The organism is Kitasatospora sp. NPDC048545 (assembly GCF_040651155.1).
Taxonomy (GTDB): domain Bacteria; phylum Actinomycetota; class Actinomycetes; order Streptomycetales; family Streptomycetaceae; genus Kitasatospora.
Genome location: NZ_JBEZIQ010000003.1, coordinates 287781 through 302720 on the forward strand (window position 1 = coordinate 287781; position 14940 = coordinate 302720).

Here is a 14940-nt window from a genome sequence, read left to right on the forward strand (position 1 = left end):
GGTTGCTCGTAAGCGCCGCACGGCTGACCCCCGCGAGAGCGGGGCGAATCCCTGTGGTCACAGACTCCAGGGTCATCCCCGCGTAGGCGGGGAGCAGGTTGACCGACAATCCTCGATGAGGACCACCCCCGCGTAGGCGGGGAGCAACTCGCGGGACCACCGTAGCGCACGGGCGCCCGTTCGCGGGGCCCGTTCACCCGATCGGGCGGCTCACACGTCTAGGCCTTGCAGGAAAGGCCGCACGTCCTCGGGCACGGGCTGCGGAGCCGGGGGCGGTTCGAGGCCGCTGGCCCGGATGAACCCGACCATGCTGCGGACCCACCCGGCGAGGTAGCGGATGCTGTACTCCTGGCCGGCAAGCCGGGCCCGCTGCTGGACGGACTCCAGCTCCTGCTCGTCGAGGCGCTTCCCGAGGCGTAGGAGTTCGCTCTCCATGCGCTCGGTGACGACCCTGAAGTCGTCGCGGCGCTCCTGGCCGCGCGTTCGGCGGCCGGCGCGCGCGGTGTAGACGGTGCCGCCAAGGGTGACGGCTGCGGCACCCACTGCGGAGATCGCGGCCCACGATTCTCCACTCACGGGCGCCTCCGGTCGTGCTGGTCGTGCGGCGGTTCGGGCCATTCGGCGGCGATGAGCGCCACGCCACAGAACGATCCCCATACGACGGCCGATGCCCAGCCGCGGGGGTTGTCGTACAGCCACCAGCTAGCCAGACTGCCCAGGGCCCACGGGGCGACGACGAGGTAGATGGCCGGATAGCCGGGCCAGTCCCGTCCCGGTGGGCGCCACGCGCAGACGATGGCGAGCAGGCCTGCGGCGATCCACGCCCACGCCCATAGGTGTAGGGGCATCAGGTCGAGTAACAGCCTGATGCCCCGGGTGTCCTGGGGTGGCTGGACGAGCAGGCTGTAGCCGTAGATGCCCGCCATGATGCCCTTGAGGGCGAGGACGGCGCCGCGGCGGCCCACCCGGCGTGCGGCCCGGTGGACCGCCCCGCGCATCACGGCTCCAGCGGCTTGACGGTTGCGAGGGGCGGAACCAGGTCCGGGCGCGGGGTGTGCCGGGCCTGGTAGCCCGCCACCCCGGCGATCGCGGTCGGCACGATCGCCAGGACGAACGGGGCGAGCCACTCAGGCAGCCAGCCGACCAGCCCGGGATGGTCCTGCACCGCGGTGAGACCGGCGAGCAGCGAGGTGGTGCCGAGGTAGGTGGCGGCCGCGGCGGCCTTGACCTTGGTTTCGATCTGGGCCATCAGGAAGTCTCCTTCGAGGCAGGGGCGGTGGGGGTGGTAGTGACGTGCATGTCGACGCCGGCGACGAGGGCCTTGGTGACGGCGGCCTCGATCGCGGCGGTGACGGTGGCCGTGTCGACGCCGGAGGTGCGGTCGAGGAGGGTCTGGACGACGGCGTCCTGGGCGGCGATCTGTGCGCGGGCGGTGGCGAGCTGGATCTGGAGCGGGTTGGCGGCGGCAGCCAGCCATTTCGCGGGCACGAGAGCGTCGTCGCCGGCTCGCTGCTGCCAGTTGACATCCACGTTCGGAAGGCCGTGCTCCCATACGGCGGCTGGGATTTGGGCGATCAGGTCGAGCAGGCTCGGGGACCCGTCGCCGTCGTAGTGGCGGCCTGACCAGGTCACGTCGTCGCGGGCAGCGAACACCCCCTTGCTGACCAGGGCGATGATCTCGTCGTCGGTACGTGCGGCCATGTCGTCGTCCTCCTCGATGGGGCGCGGGGCGCCGGCCTGGATCCAGGTGTAGAGCGGTCCGCCGGGGCAGTCGGTCTGGTAGCCGTCCTTGTGGCCCCGGATCTCGGGCCCGGCTGCAGCGTCGGCCTGGTAGTCCTCGATTGCGTCCCGCAGCCCTTGGAGCTGGGCGTCCGTCGGCACCGTGGAGCCGGACGATCCGACCAGCGCGCAGATCGCGTAGTGCTGGGCATTGAGCGTCTGGTTGCCGTTGGCGCCGGACCGGACGTTGTGGCCGCGGCCCTCGAAGCGGTAGCCGTGCTCGCACACCAGCTCGTTGTAGGCGATGTCCATCCAGTGCTGGACGGGGTCGGCCATGTGGGCGGCCTGGATCTTCCTGACGTACGCGGCGCACGTGGAGTGGTCGCCGAACTGGTAGGCCTCACCCAGGTAGTGGATCTTTACGCCGAGGGCACCTGTCATCGGGGTGTAGGCGTCTGTCGGGGCCGCCGCGCCCCACGCAGCTCGGGGTACTCGTCCCGGCGACGTCCACGCCGCGGGTGCGCCCGACGTCGGAGGCGGGACGGGCTGCGGAACTGTCCCGCCGGCCCAGGCCCGAAGATCGTCGAAGCTGCCGTTGTAGACGTCCATGTCAAGCGGCGTGTCCGTGAACTGGTGGAAACGCCACGCAGCCTGGATCCTCGGGGAGCCAGCTTGGACGTAGTCGGCGATCCAGAGGAAGTCTCCGGCGTTGTCATCGGTTCGGCGCCACCAATCGGCGCTGGTGTACAAGCCGACCCGGTTGTTCGGGTAGCGCTGCTTGACCGCCGCCAGCCACGCGTTCTTCGCCGCCGTCGCGGTACCGGCCGAGACCGGCTGACCGTACGGTTCGAAGTCCAGCACCAGCAGCTCGCCAGGCGGGATGGCGCCGACCACCTGACAGAAATGATCGATCTCGCCCTGGACCGGGTTCTCGCAGTGGATGAAGTGGTAGTGGCCGACGACCAGCCCGCGGCTGCGGGCGTCGGCCAGCTTGGCTGTGTAGCCCTGCTGGCCGCTCCGGGCACCCTCGGTCGCCTTGATGAAGACGAACTGCGCGTCCGCGGGGATCGAGGACTGGTAGTCGGAGACGTCGTAACCGCGTGCGAGTGCCACGGTCCCTCCTCTCACAGACCCTTGGCGGCCAGCCACGTGTGGGCCGCGGCCGCGAACGCGGCGTCCGGATCGGCCGGCGCCGGGGTCGGGGTGGGCGGGGTAGAGAGCACGGGCACCGTGACATCGCCCTGCTGGGACAGCAGCCACTGAAGGTCCGGCGCGGCGAGGTAGCCGCGCCCGCCCTGCCCCCAATCGCCGCCCCACGAGTTGGTGAGCCAGAACCGGTCGGTGTCGGCGTCCCAGCCGGTGATCTCGATCTCGTGGCCGCCCGCGACGCCGGACGCCGGGTCGACCGAGATCCGCCCGTCAGTGCCCGGCGTGAACATCGACTGGAGCCACGGGATGCCGAGGAGCGCCGGACCGGACTGCAGAGCGGAGCGCACCGCGGACAGGGCGAAAGCGTGGGTGTACGACGTCGCGAGGCCCAGGGCCTTGAGCGCCTTCGCGACGCCGAGACCGCTGCTCCCAGTGTCGGCGGGAGGGTACTGCCCGGGCGCGCCGTCCAACACGGTGGCCAGCGAGTAGAGACTGACGGCGAAGGCCTCGTCCAGGGGGTGCTCACCGGCCTGGAAGGCGCCGTGGGATGCGGCGGCACCGGCCGCGCTGATGGTGACGGTGACGGCCCCCATGCGGCCGGCACTGTCCGTGTCGAGCAGGCCGGTTGCGGCGTTTCCGGTGCACGACCCGAGCTGGCCCTGATCGAGCACGGGTATACGCCGGGTCCACGACGTGGTGGTCAGTGCCGACTGCGGCAGGACCCCGTGGGCGTATGCCAGGGAGCGCGGGTCGTGGTCGACGAACCGTCCGAGGGCTCGGGTCATCGGTTCTCCTTGCGGGTGAGATTGCCGTCGATGGCGGTCACTTCGGCCGCCGGATCGGTGATGCCGAGGTGCGCGGCGATGGCCTTCGTCCAGGCCAGGGCCTCCCTGTCCACCTCGTAGTCGTGCTCCGCGCGCAGGCGGTCGTGTTCCGCCTGCCGGTTCTGGCTGAGCAGGAGTATCGGCCCGGTGAAGCCGGCCTGGAACGAGTAGACGAGGTTGAGCAGGACGAACGGGTACTCGTCCCACCGGGACCAGCCGTGCAACGTGTTCGCCGCGATCCACGCCGCGGTGAACGCCGCCTGGGCGATGATGAACCGCCAACTGCCCATGCCGCCGGCCAGACCGTCGGCAACACGGTCGCCCAGCGTCCGATCGTCGTGCCGGGCCTGGTTCGCCGGGTGCAGGTGCTCCGAGGGCCCCGAGGCATCGGCGGCCCTCACGAGCCTGCCCGCTTCGTCGCGTTCAGCATGTGGTGGTGGATGGCGTCGATGCGGGCGCGGGCCTCGGCGGCGACGAGCGGGTCCCGGATGACGGTCGTCTGGTTGTCCTGGAGCGCTTCGCCGGAATGGGACCAGTTCGTCGAGCCCGTGACAACGTCAAGGCCGTCAACGATCACCATCTTCATGTGCATGATCTGTCCGTGCTCACTGAGCCCGATCGCGACACTCGACGCCGGGTAGCCCTCCCGGGAGAGGATCGCCCGCTCATGCACACCGCCGGCCTGGCTGGAGTCGAGGGTGAGCTGCACGAACACGTGCTCGTCGGCGAGTTTCTCCCGGATCGCGTCGGCGAGATCGTCATCGTCAAACCCGTACATGGCGACCACCAGCGAGGTGCTCGCCGACTTTACGAGGTCGAGCAGGACGCCGTGGACGTCGTCGACCGGCGAGTACCAGGTGCGTACGTCCTGCGGGTAGCCGGGCGGGAATCCGCTGGTCTTGTGCTGGTCAAGAGAGGCAAGGCTGGCAAGCGCCAATGGGTCCTCCAGGGGCGTGATAGCGGGTGGTGTCCGTCAGGCGATGCGGGTGGCGATCAGGACAGAGCCGGACCTGACGGTGGTAGACGTGGTGCTGGACGCGCCCTGCGCGAACTGGAACTGAAGGTTGCCGGACGTCGCGCTGGTGACCACCACGCCGCCGGGCCTGAGCGCCATCGGCGTTGCGGCGCCATTCGTGCCGAGCCGCCGGGTCGTCGCGAAGCCGATCGCCACCGCGTCGTAAGCCGTCAGAGCGCCGGTGGGCACCCCGAACGACGACCAGGAGCCGGTGGCTCCACTGGGCACCGTGAGGGTGCACTGAAGGTCGCCGGCGGGTGAGTTGTCGCCGGTGTAGGAGATGTATCCGTCGATCCGGTACGTAGCGTTGGCCGCCAGCGCCACGACCAGAGCGGAGTCGTTGACCAGGGTGGTAGAGCTGGTCACCGACTGGTTGGAGCCCTTGTAGGCGGCGACCCGCTGCCCGATGCCCGACACCGTCAGGTTCCCGGTGACGGACAGGTTCCCGGAGACGGATCCGCTGCCCGCGCTCAGGCTCCCGCTGACGGTGGCGCTGCCGGCCGTGACAGCGCCCGGCAGGGTGACCGTGGCGGCAGTGACGCTGTTCGTCGTGGACGAGGCGAAGCTCGTCGCGGTGACGGTGGCACTGTCGATGACGGTGGCAGTCGAGCCGCTGTCGACCTTGATGGAGGATGTCGCGCCGGCGCCGGGCGAGGCCTCCTGGACGCCGACCAGGGACACGCCTGTCGCGCTGCCGGTGACCCAGAACGCCGACGCCTTGTTGACGTTGCTGTAGCAGGCGGTGAGGGCGTGGACGGACCCGCCGGAGACTTTGAAACTGGTGCCGTCCTGGCTGGCCTGCGACACGATGCTCTCGGCACCGCAGGAGTTCAGGGCGTTGGCGGAGCCACTGGTGATCAGGTAGCCGCCGCCGCACGCGGACGCCTTGCATCCGGTGAGGGTGGCGTACGACACCGATGACAGGTTGAAGCCCTGCTGGGTGCTGGTGCTGCCGGCGGCGCTGCAGGCGTCGAGGGTGTTGCCGGTGCCACCAGACAGGTAGAAGGCGTGGCCGCCCACGCTGGAGACGTTGACGGAGGCGAGACTGCAGCCGGTGGCCGCGACCAGTTGGATGCCGTGGCTGCCGAACGCGGTGATGGCGACGTTGTTGAACTGGCATGAGGTGACTGGGTTCGCCCCGCTGTTGGCCTGCACGTACAGGCCGACGCCCGTGCCGGACCCGGGGCCCTGCACGGTGAGGTTCTGGACGGAGACGTAGGTGAGCGTGGTCGGGTTGTAGGCGATGCCGTGCGCCGTGGTGGAGGTCTGCTTCAGCACCGTGGCGCCGGGGCCGGCGCCAAGGAGACTGACCTGGTTGGCCGGGGCGAGCGCGGACGACAGCACGTAGGTGCCGGCCGGGAAGTAGACCGTGCCGCCCTTGGTGGCGGCCGCGGTCAGTGCGGACTGGATCGCGGTGGTGTCGTTGGTGGTTCCGTCGCCCTTGGCGCCGTAGGCCTTGACGTTGAGGTAGTCGGTGCCGGACACCGCGCCGGGTGCCTGCAGGGTGAGGTTGCCGGAGGCGTCGGAGGTGAGCACGCTGCCGGTGGCGGCCCCGGCGGGCACCTGCGCCGGCGGGCTGCCGGTGAGCACGAGCGTCCCGGTCATGGTGTCGCCAGCTTTGGCGACACGGTCTGCGGCGCCGTACATCGAGGCCGTCATACGAGCTTCCCGAGGATGACGTAGGTGCCGACCTGGCCGATACGGACGGGCATGGCGAGCACGGAGTCGTTGGCCGCCGGGGTGTAGGACGACAGGCGCCGGTAGGGGCCTGTGAGGACGGTGGCGCCGTTGACGTAGGCCTTGGGCTGGCCGCTGCTGTACGCCGGGTCGATGACTGCAGGGAGTGCGGCCAGGGGGAAACCGGAGTCGATCGCCGTCGTGCGGTTTTCGAGCCGGCCGATTCGCTGCCGCATGTCCTGGATCGTTGTGGAGAACCGGGATTCCAGCGGGTCGGGATAGCGGGTCATCAGCAGCCCCCTCGTGTCAGGCGCCTACAGCGGATGTCTGGAGCTGGATCTTTTCGGCCTGCTGTGGGCCCGGCGGATAGGCTGTCCAGCCGACGACGCGCACGCGCTGCTGCAGGCCGGGCTCCCCGTTCGGGCCGGGCGGATGCAGGGGCGACGTCGCGACGAGGGTGGTGGCGTCGCCCAGGACGATGTCCCGCACGCGGGGATAGCCGGCACCGGCGCCCACCGTCACCATGGGGTTGGTCATCGCGCGGGTTTTCATCGCGACTTCGCCGTCCGCGAATCCGTCGATCTGGGCTTGGGAGACGACCCATGAGCCCTGCCAGGACACGGTGGACTCCATCAGCGGATACACGCCGCCCGCCAAGTCGACCGAGTCCGCGCCGTGCGGGTACGCGGACTGCCACTGCAGGGCGGCGCCGTTCGGCGGGGCCGTGGCCCACACCATGTTGCTGCTCTGGCTGCCGGTGCGCTGGAATCCGTAGTCGATGGCGTTGCCGGGGTAGACCAGGTTGTAGCCGGAGGAGGCAGCTGTGCGGCCCATGCGCAGGTAGGCGAGCCGCAGGAAGATCGCCAGGTTGCCGGAGGAGTCCAGGCCGGGCACGAACGCGTACTCCAAGTTGCCGCTCGCGCACATGTCCTGCCAGGCGCCGCTGATCTGCGTCAGGTCCGAGTACGTATAGGAGGCGGTCCACGGCACTCCGGCCGTGCCTGCGGCTCCCTGTGGCATCACCAGGCGAGCTACGCCGCCGTTCTGCGCGACCATCGCCAGGTAGGCAGGAGTCCGGGTCGCGGCCGGGGACACGGAGGAGATGTACGACGACTGTTTCGAGGTGCCGTACCGGCACAGGTCCATGAACGCCGTGAACAGGTCGACTTGCTGGTAGATGATGGTGTCGGTGACCAGCCGGTGCGACCAGAGCGTGTCAAGCGTCTGCGCGGAGATCGGCAGAGTGCCCGGCCCCCGGCCCTGGTCCGGCCAGTCCCAGACAACGCCAGCCCATACCGGGTAGCCGTCCTGCAGAACCCACAAGACCGAGCGGCGGGGCTCCAATGCTGCGACGGCTGGCGCGTTGACCGCGGGCGACGCGTTGAGAGCGAGGCTCCCCGTGAGGGTGCCCGAGCCGTTGAGCTGCATCCCGAACGACTGGACGGTGAGCGGCAAGTTGTCGGCGAGGACCCGTCCGGATATCAGGTCGGTCGAGGCGTAGGTGTAGGTGCTCACATTGCGCCCGGCCCGACGCGGAGGAGGGTCTTTGCAGTGCCGGAGGCGGCGATCGTGGTCGAGTACAGCCCGTTGGCGTTCTGAGCTGTCACCTTCACGGTGTGGGTTCCCGCGCTCGGGGTGTCGCCCGCGCCGCTGCTCGTGAAGTACGACCAGGCGGAGCCGTTGTAGATGGTGCCGTCACCGGGGAGGCTTGGGGTCCACGTGCCGTCGACCGCCGTCGAGTCGATGTACATGCGGAAAGTGGCGGTGAATGGACTGCCGAGGCTGCAGCCGATCCCCGCGTATTTGAAATAGATCTCCACGTCGGTGTTCCCGTCCGTGGTGATCGTGGCCGACAGCACGGTCTGTTCACTGCCGTCGAACACAAAGTTCGCGGTACGAGTCTGGATGATCGGCACCCACGGCAGCACGTGCAGCTGAGTGGCGTTGGTCGTCCCGTTGTTGTGGTAGAACGCGTTCGACGCGGGGTCGTAGGCGATCTGCCCCTTGTAGCCGTTCACCGTGCCGCGCGGCGCGACGAGGATGCCGCCCGTGGCGACGGTGAACGGCCGCACATCCGAGATCATCCCGACAGTGATGGACGATGCGGCCGCCGTGACCGTCAGCCGTGCCAAGGTGATCGAGTTCGCCGGGGCTGCGGGCGCGGACGGCGAAGGGCCGGCTACACCGGTGATGATCTGGATTGCACCGAACGACGACGAAGTGCCGACGTCGGACACGTACGCGACGATGATGTCGATACGGGGATTCGACGGGTCCGCGGTCTGCACGGTCAGAGTCGCCTGCGTCGACAGGGTCGAGGCATAGCCGCCTGCCGTCGGGGTCGACGAGTTGGGCACCACGTACGAGCCGGGCTGCACCGTGACCGTCATGCCAGTGCCCGGGCTCACCGCGAGGCCGGTGCCGCCGACGACACCGCCGAGGACGCCGATCGTGGTGCCGGTGGCGATGCCCTGGTCGTAGAAGTAGGCGGTGACCCCGCTGTTTCGCAGGTCGTTGCCGCTGTTGGCGTCGTAGGTAGCGCCCGTGAGCCACATGGGCAGGCTGGTGGTCACCTGGGTTGCCATCGGAGTCCCTCCCTGCGGCGCGGTGTCACACCCACGCGTCCCGCCAGTAGATCGTTGCTGTCGAGCCGGTGCCTGTCCCGCCGCCGTACTGCACCTGGTTGGAGCCCGACGATAGGTGCCACCAGGCGGAGTTGATGTCGGCCGGCCAGAACGTTCCCCCCGTGGACGGCACGCCGGGAGTGGTGGACACCGTGCCGGCGTTGATGAACGCCTGGCGGTTCAGGAAGTCCACGACGAAGGAGTCGCCGGTGTTGAGCGTCAGGGTCGGCCACGACACCGTCTGCCGGGTCGTCAGGTTGGTCAGGGTAGGCCCGGTGACCGGCCCCGTGATGACCACGACCGGCGGGGAGCCGAACCCGCCAGCGTTGTTCGCGACGGACACACCGGGCGGCGGTGACGCCTTGACGGTGAACGGCACCGAAAACGGGGTCACCATGCTGCCGCCCGCAGTGGCGGGCACCACGCCGATCACGAGAGAGCGCTGCACAGTCCCGTACTTGCGCGGATCCGGGGCCACCAGGCCAACGGTGAACGTGACGTCGGTCAGGGTGGGGTAGGCCTCCGTCAACTTCCCACTGCGCCGCACCCACGCGTACTTGGGGACCGGCTCGTCGTAGCGCAGCTGCGCCAGCCCACTGATGGGCACCGCCTGCTGCAGCAGCGCGCGGGCCTGGTCCCTCAATGCCTGGGTCGGGGCCGACGCGGTGACGGTCCACGTCAGGGTGCGCGCCGCGTAGTACTGAGGCGATGCCCAGCCGCCGTGCTCCCCGGCGCGGGGGATGATGCCGGCGCCCTGGACATCGGGGCCGTCCCAGCCCTCCAGCTTCTGCCACAGCCACGAGATGCCGCTGCTGTCCACCTGCCCGAACTCGATGTCGATGCCCGAGTAGACAAGGCCTCCGGTCCAGAAACCCGTGTCCCTCGCCGGAACCGGGGGGGTGAAACCGCCCGTGACGGCGAAATCCTCGACGCCGAGGAACGTGTTGGCGCCGTACTGGCAGGCCCAGTTCGCGACGTACACGCCCTGCACAGCCGTCGGGGGTACGTTCCAGGTGCAGGCGTACTGGCCGACGCCGATCCGCCACACCTGCCCGGAGACGGGCCGGTTGGCTCCCTGGTAGGTATACGGGCCTGCGACGTCCGCGACGAAGCCGACCTGCTGGCCGTAGGTGATGTCGAGCTGCACCGCAGACGGGTCGACCAGAGCTCCGCCGGTCTGGTTGTAAAAGTTCAGGTAGAGCGTCCACGGCTGGCCCGCGACGGCCTGCACCACCCGTCACCACCTCCGGCTCATCCCGCTGAAATCGGTCACAGTCCGGCAAAGGACCACAAGGCCCTGCCCGAGGCGCTGCCACACTGGCCGCACCAACCCGTCACAGCCCCTGGGGAATCAGTGCGCCGTGCCATGCCGGCCCTCGCCGGTGTCGTTTTGCTGACTGCCGCCTGCGCCAGTACCGCCACGCAGCCCGCCGCTGCGCCGCCCAGCCAGCCGCCGGTCCACGCGGAGAACCCCGCAGCATCGCCGTCGTCCTCGCCTGCTGCGACAGCGGCTTCAACGCTCCCACCGGCACCGACGACAGCCCCCGGCCCGGCTTCGGCCGCGAGCACCGCCGCAGAGGCACCCGGGCACCTGGAAATGGCGATCCCCGCCGCGCGCCTCCCGTACAAGCCAGCGCAGGGCGCGCCCGACCTCGACGACGTCAAGGTCGTGAAGAGCGCCGCAGACCCGTGCGCGATCCCGGCCGACGACTCCGGAAACGAGGCCCAGCTCCTCGACGCCCGGGCGGACGCGGGCGTGGCAATCGTGACCTTCGAGTTCACCAACCCCTGCACTACGCCAGTCCGGTACGCCTTCCACATCACCCAAGCCATTGGCAGCGCGAGCGGCAGACCGGGCGGCCCCGGGGTCGATGCGACGACCGCGCCCATCGGGCCAGGGAAGTCGATCTCGATCAACGTCAACATCAACCCCGATCCGGCACTGACCTCCTCCCAGCTCAAACAGCTGTGGGTGGGAGTCACCCAGATCACCAAGGCATAGCGCCGCCCGGCAGGAGGACGCCGCAGCGGTCCCGCGCCGCCCTCCCGCGGGTCAGGCGCCGCTCAGCGCGAGCGCGAGACGCCGCTGCATGTCGGCCTGCTGCTCCACCGTTGGCAACTGCGTGCCGTGGTAGTGCTGCTCCACCGTGACCTGCCGGCCCGACCCGCCTCCGACCGCAGCCGAAGCGGCCTGCTGGATGAGCTGCCGCACGATGCCCCACTGGTCGGGCGTGAGCACCGCCTCGGGCCGGCCGAGCCCGTTCACCGTCATCGTGCTGCCTGGCATCAGCCACCCGCCCTGGTCGTACCCCTTCGGCGGCAGGTTCGGGTTGGCCTGCTGCACCCGGCTGATGCTCCCGTAGCGGCCCACGATGTAGTGGACCGCTGCCGCGACGTTCGCGACCGGGTCGTAGATGTCGGTGCTGGTCCCCGCCACGTGGTTCGACAGGAACGTCGACATGATGGTCTGCGCCAGGCCGCGGGACGGGTCGCCGTTCTGGGCGTTGATGTCGGTGTTGTTGATGGCCCGCGGGTTCCAGCCGGACTCGCGGGTGATCAACGTGTTCAGCCCGGCCCGCCACTCGTCCTGCGTGCCCGGAGGGGGCACGCCGGCTGCCTGGAGCGCCTGGTCGATGATGGCCAGGTGGTCACCGGACGGAATCACCCCGCCGCCACCGGCCGGGGCGGCCGGGTGCGAGCCGAGGATCGCCTGCACCATGCTGTGGATCAGCGAGCCGGGAATGCCCAGCATGAGCTTGCTGTAGTTCCCGACGTCGCCCTGGGTCCCGACCAACTTGCTTAGCGCGTTGGTCAGGGCCTCGCCGTTGCCTGTGGCGAGAGCGGCGGTGATCTTCCCGATGTCGACGGCCTTGTCGATCAGGCCGCCAACGAAGTCGCTGATGCCGCCGATGATGCCACCACCGGAGAAATGGTTGCCAACGGACTGCCGGCCGCCGCCGTAAGCCGCGTTCAGGCTATGCACCGTGTCGGCGCCAATGGCCTGCACCGCCTCCGGCACCAGCACACCCTCGCCAGGCGACAGCATCGCCGGAACCGTGTCCTGACCCGGCGCGTAGCCGGGAACGACACCGCCGGTGGCGAAACCGGTGATGATCGGCAAGTCCAGGTTGTGCATGCCGATCGCGCCCGTGACCGAGTTCCACAGCTTGGCGATACCGCCGTCATACACCGTGTTGATCAAGAAGGCCACAGGTGTCTTGAAAACGTCCTTCAGCGTGTCCCAGACCGTCTTGAAACCGGCAACGAAATCCTCGGCGCCCTGGTGAATACCCTTCCACAGCGGCTCGAAGACGTTGTGCCACAGCCACGAAGCCTTGGCTTCGACCCAGTCGACCGCCTCGCGCCAGTTCGACACGAAATTGCCCACGGCTGCGACCACAGCGACAATTCCGCTAATCACCGGACCTATCAGCTTGGCGGCGAAGTCTATGAAAATGCCGCCAAGCTTGAGGATCAGACTGACAAGCGGCAGCAGCGACTCGATCAGCCTGACGCCGACCGGTACCAGCGGCAGCATCGCCTGCAGAGACTGGAGCAGGCCAACCTGCAAGTCCTTCGTCAGCATCTGGGCGAGCTGCAGCACAATGGGCACCAGCGCCTGAAACAGCGGGGCCAATTCCATTCCAATTTGGCCGATAATTTGCCCCACAATTGGCAGCATTGGGGCAAAGGCCTGAACAATTCCAGTGATCGCCTGGGCCACCGGCAGAAGAATTGGGCCGAGCGCGGCGAAAATCGGACTTAGGCTTTGGCCGAGCGCACCCGCGAGGGTAGTTACCGCAGGCAGGAGGGCTGCTAGCGCTGGGGCTAGCGCCTGCGCGGCCTGTCCGACGACGGTGCCCAAAAGTGAACCGATTGGGGCTAGCGCCTGGCCCAGAGTGCCTAGCACAGACGACAGCGACCCAACGAACGGCGCCACCGATTTCACCACTGCGGTCACGGCGTTGAGGATCCCGGTGAACGCCCCTCCGAGGCCGTCGGCCGCGCCCTTCTGCGAACCCAGGTCCGCCAGGGCGCCGACAAGGCGGCCGATCGCAGGCACGACGGTTTGCGCGAGTTTCAGGCCGTTGTCGATCAGACCTTGCAGAACTTCCTTTCCGCCGGTCGACTGCAGCGCCTTGCCGACCGAGCCGAAGGCATCGCCGATGATCTTGCCCATGCCCGTCACGCCCGCAGTCAGCGCCGGCATCGACTGGGAGAGGCCGGTGATGAACTGCGACAGGCCCGGAGCAACGGCGTTCTGCGCGGCATCCCGCATTTCCCGGAACGCGCCTGTCATTCCGAAGATCTGCTCCATCACGGACCGCATCGCCGGGGTCATGCGCGCCAGGTCCTTGGCGAGCGCGTTCGCGGCCTCGTTCTCGGTGCTTTTCATGGACGCCCACTGGAGTTCCTGCTCCCGGACCGTGTTGGAGACGTTACGCTCGGCCAGTTCGACGGTGCGCGCATCCATCTGCCGGCGGTAGGAGGCATCCTGCTCCGCCGCCGCCAGCTGCATCTGTGCTTCCTTGAGCTGCGTGGCGTTGTTCAGCTGCGTGTTCGTCAGGTCCTGCTGCGCGATCCCGTACTGGGCCTGGGCGTCGATCTGCCCGTACTGCGCCGCGACAACGGCCTGCTTCGCCTTGATGATCTCCTGCGAGCCGTCGATGCCCTCCGTGTTCGCACGGTTCGCGTTGTACTGACTCGCGGCCAGCTCGTCCTGCGCATCCACCAGCCGCTGCTGCGCCTGCGCGACCGCAAGAGTGGCCTGCTGCCGGTCCAACGCGGTGGAGTAGGCGTTCTCGCTCACCAGTTTCTGCTGGTACTCCGCCTGCTTGATTCCGAGCTGCGCCTGCTCGACGTTCAGCTGACTGTCAGCGAGCTGATCGTTCAGCTGCCGCAGGTTCTCCCGCGCCCGCTCCCACGCCTGGTTCAGGTTGTACTGGGCCTCACTCAGGCTGTAGTTCGCCTGCTGGACGCTCTGCTCGGCCTGCACGACAGACTGCAGGGCCTGCACCTGCTGTGCGGCCGTGTTGCGCTCGACGGACGCGAGGTTCATCTGCGCGGTCTCGATCGTGCGGGCCGCAGTGATCGCGTCCTGGGCCTGCTGCATGCGCGCCGTGGTGACCTGCTCCTGCGCGCCCTGCCTTTGCACGGAGTTGCTGAACTGGATCGCCGCGGTCTGCTGCGGGGTCATGCCGATGTTCAGGGACGCCTGGTGGGCGTCACTCAAGGCCTTGGCGACCGGGCCGAGCGACAGGGCACCCGCGCCTGCCAGCAGGCCTCCGCCCATCACTGCACCGCCGACGCTCGGCAGCAGAGCGGTGACACCCGCGGTGACGCCGGCCAGCATCGGATGCTCGCCGAGAGCCCCGAGCAGACTGCCGCCCTCGCCGCCACCCCCGCCACCCCCGCCACCGCCACCACCGCTGCTTCCGCTCGCCCTGAGGCGGGCGGAGGCCTCCCTGGCCCCGAACGCGCGCATGCGCGCCTCGGCCCGGTCGAGCCGTGCGTCGAACTCGGCCGTGTCGAGCGTGATTTCAGGACGAGCCCGGTCATGCGCCAAGCGGTCGATCCGCACCCGGGCGTCATCGACCTTGGCCTCGAACTCGGCGTCCTCCAGATGCAGCTCAGGACCCGCGCGGCGGCCGGCCAGCTCGTCCAGCTGAGCCCGCGCATCCTCGGCCCGGGCCTCGAACCCGGCCACCTCCAAGTGGACCGCAGGGGTGGCACGTTCGCCGCCGAGCTCGTCCAGCTTCGCCTTGACCTCGCCCGACTGCGCGTCGAACTCCGCCGAATCCAGGACAACCCGCACCCGGCCCGTGACGCCGGCGGTCGCCTCGTCCAGCTTGGCCTGGAGTTCCTCCCGGAACCCCTCCAGGTCCGGTGAGACCCGCACCCACGCGCTCGCGATACGAAAGCCCTCGGGCAC

14 protein-coding genes are annotated in these 14940 nt (G+C 69.1%); 1 reads left to right on the forward strand and 13 read right to left on the reverse strand.

Features of this window, described 5'->3' with window-relative positions:
• Positions 1–210 precede the first annotated feature (210 nt).
• The 12 genes from AB0D10_RS04985 to AB0D10_RS05040 are packed head-to-tail and all read right to left on the reverse strand — an operon-like array spanning position 211 to position 10242.
• Positions 211–576: a hypothetical protein gene (locus tag AB0D10_RS04985; protein WP_360251376.1), complete on the reverse strand. Its 366-nt coding sequence runs from the start codon at positions 574–576 to the stop codon at positions 211–213.
• A complete protein-coding gene (locus AB0D10_RS04990) occupies positions 573–998 on the reverse strand; it encodes a hypothetical protein (protein ID WP_360251379.1) in 426 nt (141 codons plus the stop codon). Before AB0D10_RS04990 ends, AB0D10_RS04985 begins: the two co-directional genes overlap by 4 nt.
• Positions 998–1249, reverse strand: coding sequence for a holin (locus AB0D10_RS04995; RefSeq protein ID WP_360251382.1), 252 nt, complete (start codon positions 1247–1249; stop codon positions 998–1000). The genes AB0D10_RS04990 and AB0D10_RS04995 overlap by 1 nt, the downstream gene beginning before the upstream one ends.
• Positions 1249–2832: a GH25 family lysozyme gene (locus AB0D10_RS05000; RefSeq protein ID WP_360251385.1), complete on the reverse strand. Its 1584-nt coding sequence runs from the start codon at positions 2830–2832 to the stop codon at positions 1249–1251. Before AB0D10_RS05000 ends, AB0D10_RS04995 begins: the two co-directional genes overlap by 1 nt.
• Positions 2833–2843: 11 nt before the next feature.
• On the reverse strand, positions 2844–3653 hold the full coding sequence (locus tag AB0D10_RS05005; protein ID WP_360251388.1) for a C1 family peptidase: 810 nt from the start codon (positions 3651–3653) through the stop codon (positions 2844–2846).
• Positions 3650–4093 (reverse strand): DUF1003 domain-containing protein, encoded by a 444-nt coding sequence (locus AB0D10_RS05010; protein WP_360251391.1) that lies wholly within the window; start codon positions 4091–4093, stop codon positions 3650–3652. Before AB0D10_RS05010 ends, AB0D10_RS05005 begins: the two co-directional genes overlap by 4 nt.
• Entirely contained in the window at positions 4090–4629 is a 540-nt protein-coding gene (locus AB0D10_RS05015; RefSeq protein ID WP_360251394.1) for a phospholipase D-like domain-containing protein, read from the reverse strand. Before AB0D10_RS05015 ends, AB0D10_RS05010 begins: the two co-directional genes overlap by 4 nt.
• Before the next feature lie 36 nt (positions 4630–4665).
• Positions 4666–6366 carry a glycosyl hydrolase family 28-related protein gene (locus AB0D10_RS05020; RefSeq protein ID WP_360251397.1) on the reverse strand — a complete coding sequence of 567 codons (1701 nt, stop codon included), beginning with the start codon at positions 6364–6366 and terminating at the stop codon, positions 4666–4668.
• Entirely contained in the window at positions 6363–6674 is a 312-nt protein-coding gene (locus tag AB0D10_RS05025) for a hypothetical protein (protein WP_360251400.1), read from the reverse strand. Before AB0D10_RS05025 ends, AB0D10_RS05020 begins: the two co-directional genes overlap by 4 nt.
• A 16-nt stretch (positions 6675–6690) precedes the next feature.
• The gene (locus AB0D10_RS05030) at positions 6691–7899 is read right to left on the reverse strand and encodes a hypothetical protein (RefSeq protein ID WP_360251403.1); all 1209 of its coding nucleotides are present in this window, start codon (positions 7897–7899) and stop codon (positions 6691–6693) included.
• Positions 7896–8969: a hypothetical protein gene (locus tag AB0D10_RS05035; protein WP_360251406.1), complete on the reverse strand. Its 1074-nt coding sequence runs from the start codon at positions 8967–8969 to the stop codon at positions 7896–7898. The genes AB0D10_RS05030 and AB0D10_RS05035 overlap by 4 nt, the downstream gene beginning before the upstream one ends.
• 25 nt (positions 8970–8994) lie before the next feature.
• On the reverse strand, positions 8995–10242 hold the full coding sequence (locus tag AB0D10_RS05040; protein ID WP_360251409.1) for a hypothetical protein: 1248 nt from the start codon (positions 10240–10242) through the stop codon (positions 8995–8997).
• A gap of 363 nt (positions 10243–10605) precedes the next feature.
• Here AB0D10_RS05040 and AB0D10_RS05045 point away from each other — a divergent pair, with 363 nt between their 5' ends.
• Positions 10606–11010 (forward strand): hypothetical protein, encoded by a 405-nt coding sequence (locus tag AB0D10_RS05045; RefSeq protein WP_360251412.1) that lies wholly within the window; start codon positions 10606–10608, stop codon positions 11008–11010.
• Positions 11011–11061: 51 nt separating this feature from the next.
• On the opposite strand, the gene AB0D10_RS05050 is transcribed toward AB0D10_RS05045, so the two are convergent.
• The gene (locus tag AB0D10_RS05050) at positions 11062–14940 is read right to left on the reverse strand and encodes a hypothetical protein (RefSeq protein WP_360251415.1); all 3879 of its coding nucleotides are present in this window, start codon (positions 14938–14940) and stop codon (positions 11062–11064) included.

Coding starts and splice junctions, on each gene's coding strand:
- AB0D10_RS04990 (WP_360251379.1), bottom strand. CDS start 998: ATGCGCGGGGCGGTCCACCGGGCCGCACGCCGGGTGGGCCGCCGCGGC.
- AB0D10_RS05005 (WP_360251388.1), bottom strand. CDS start 3,653: ATGACCCGAGCCCTCGGACGGTTCGTCGACCACGACCCGCGCTCCCTG.
- AB0D10_RS04995 (WP_360251382.1), bottom strand. CDS start 1,249: ATGGCCCAGATCGAAACCAAGGTCAAGGCCGCCGCGGCCGCCACCTAC.
- AB0D10_RS05020 (WP_360251397.1), bottom strand. CDS start 6,366: ATGACGGCCTCGATGTACGGCGCCGCAGACCGTGTCGCCAAAGCTGGC.
- AB0D10_RS05045 (WP_360251412.1), top strand. CDS start 10,606: ATGGCGATCCCCGCCGCGCGCCTCCCGTACAAGCCAGCGCAGGGCGCG.
- AB0D10_RS05035 (WP_360251406.1), bottom strand. CDS start 8,969: ATGGCAACCCAGGTGACCACCAGCCTGCCCATGTGGCTCACGGGCGCT.
- AB0D10_RS05025 (WP_360251400.1), bottom strand. CDS start 6,674: ATGACCCGCTATCCCGACCCGCTGGAATCCCGGTTCTCCACAACGATC.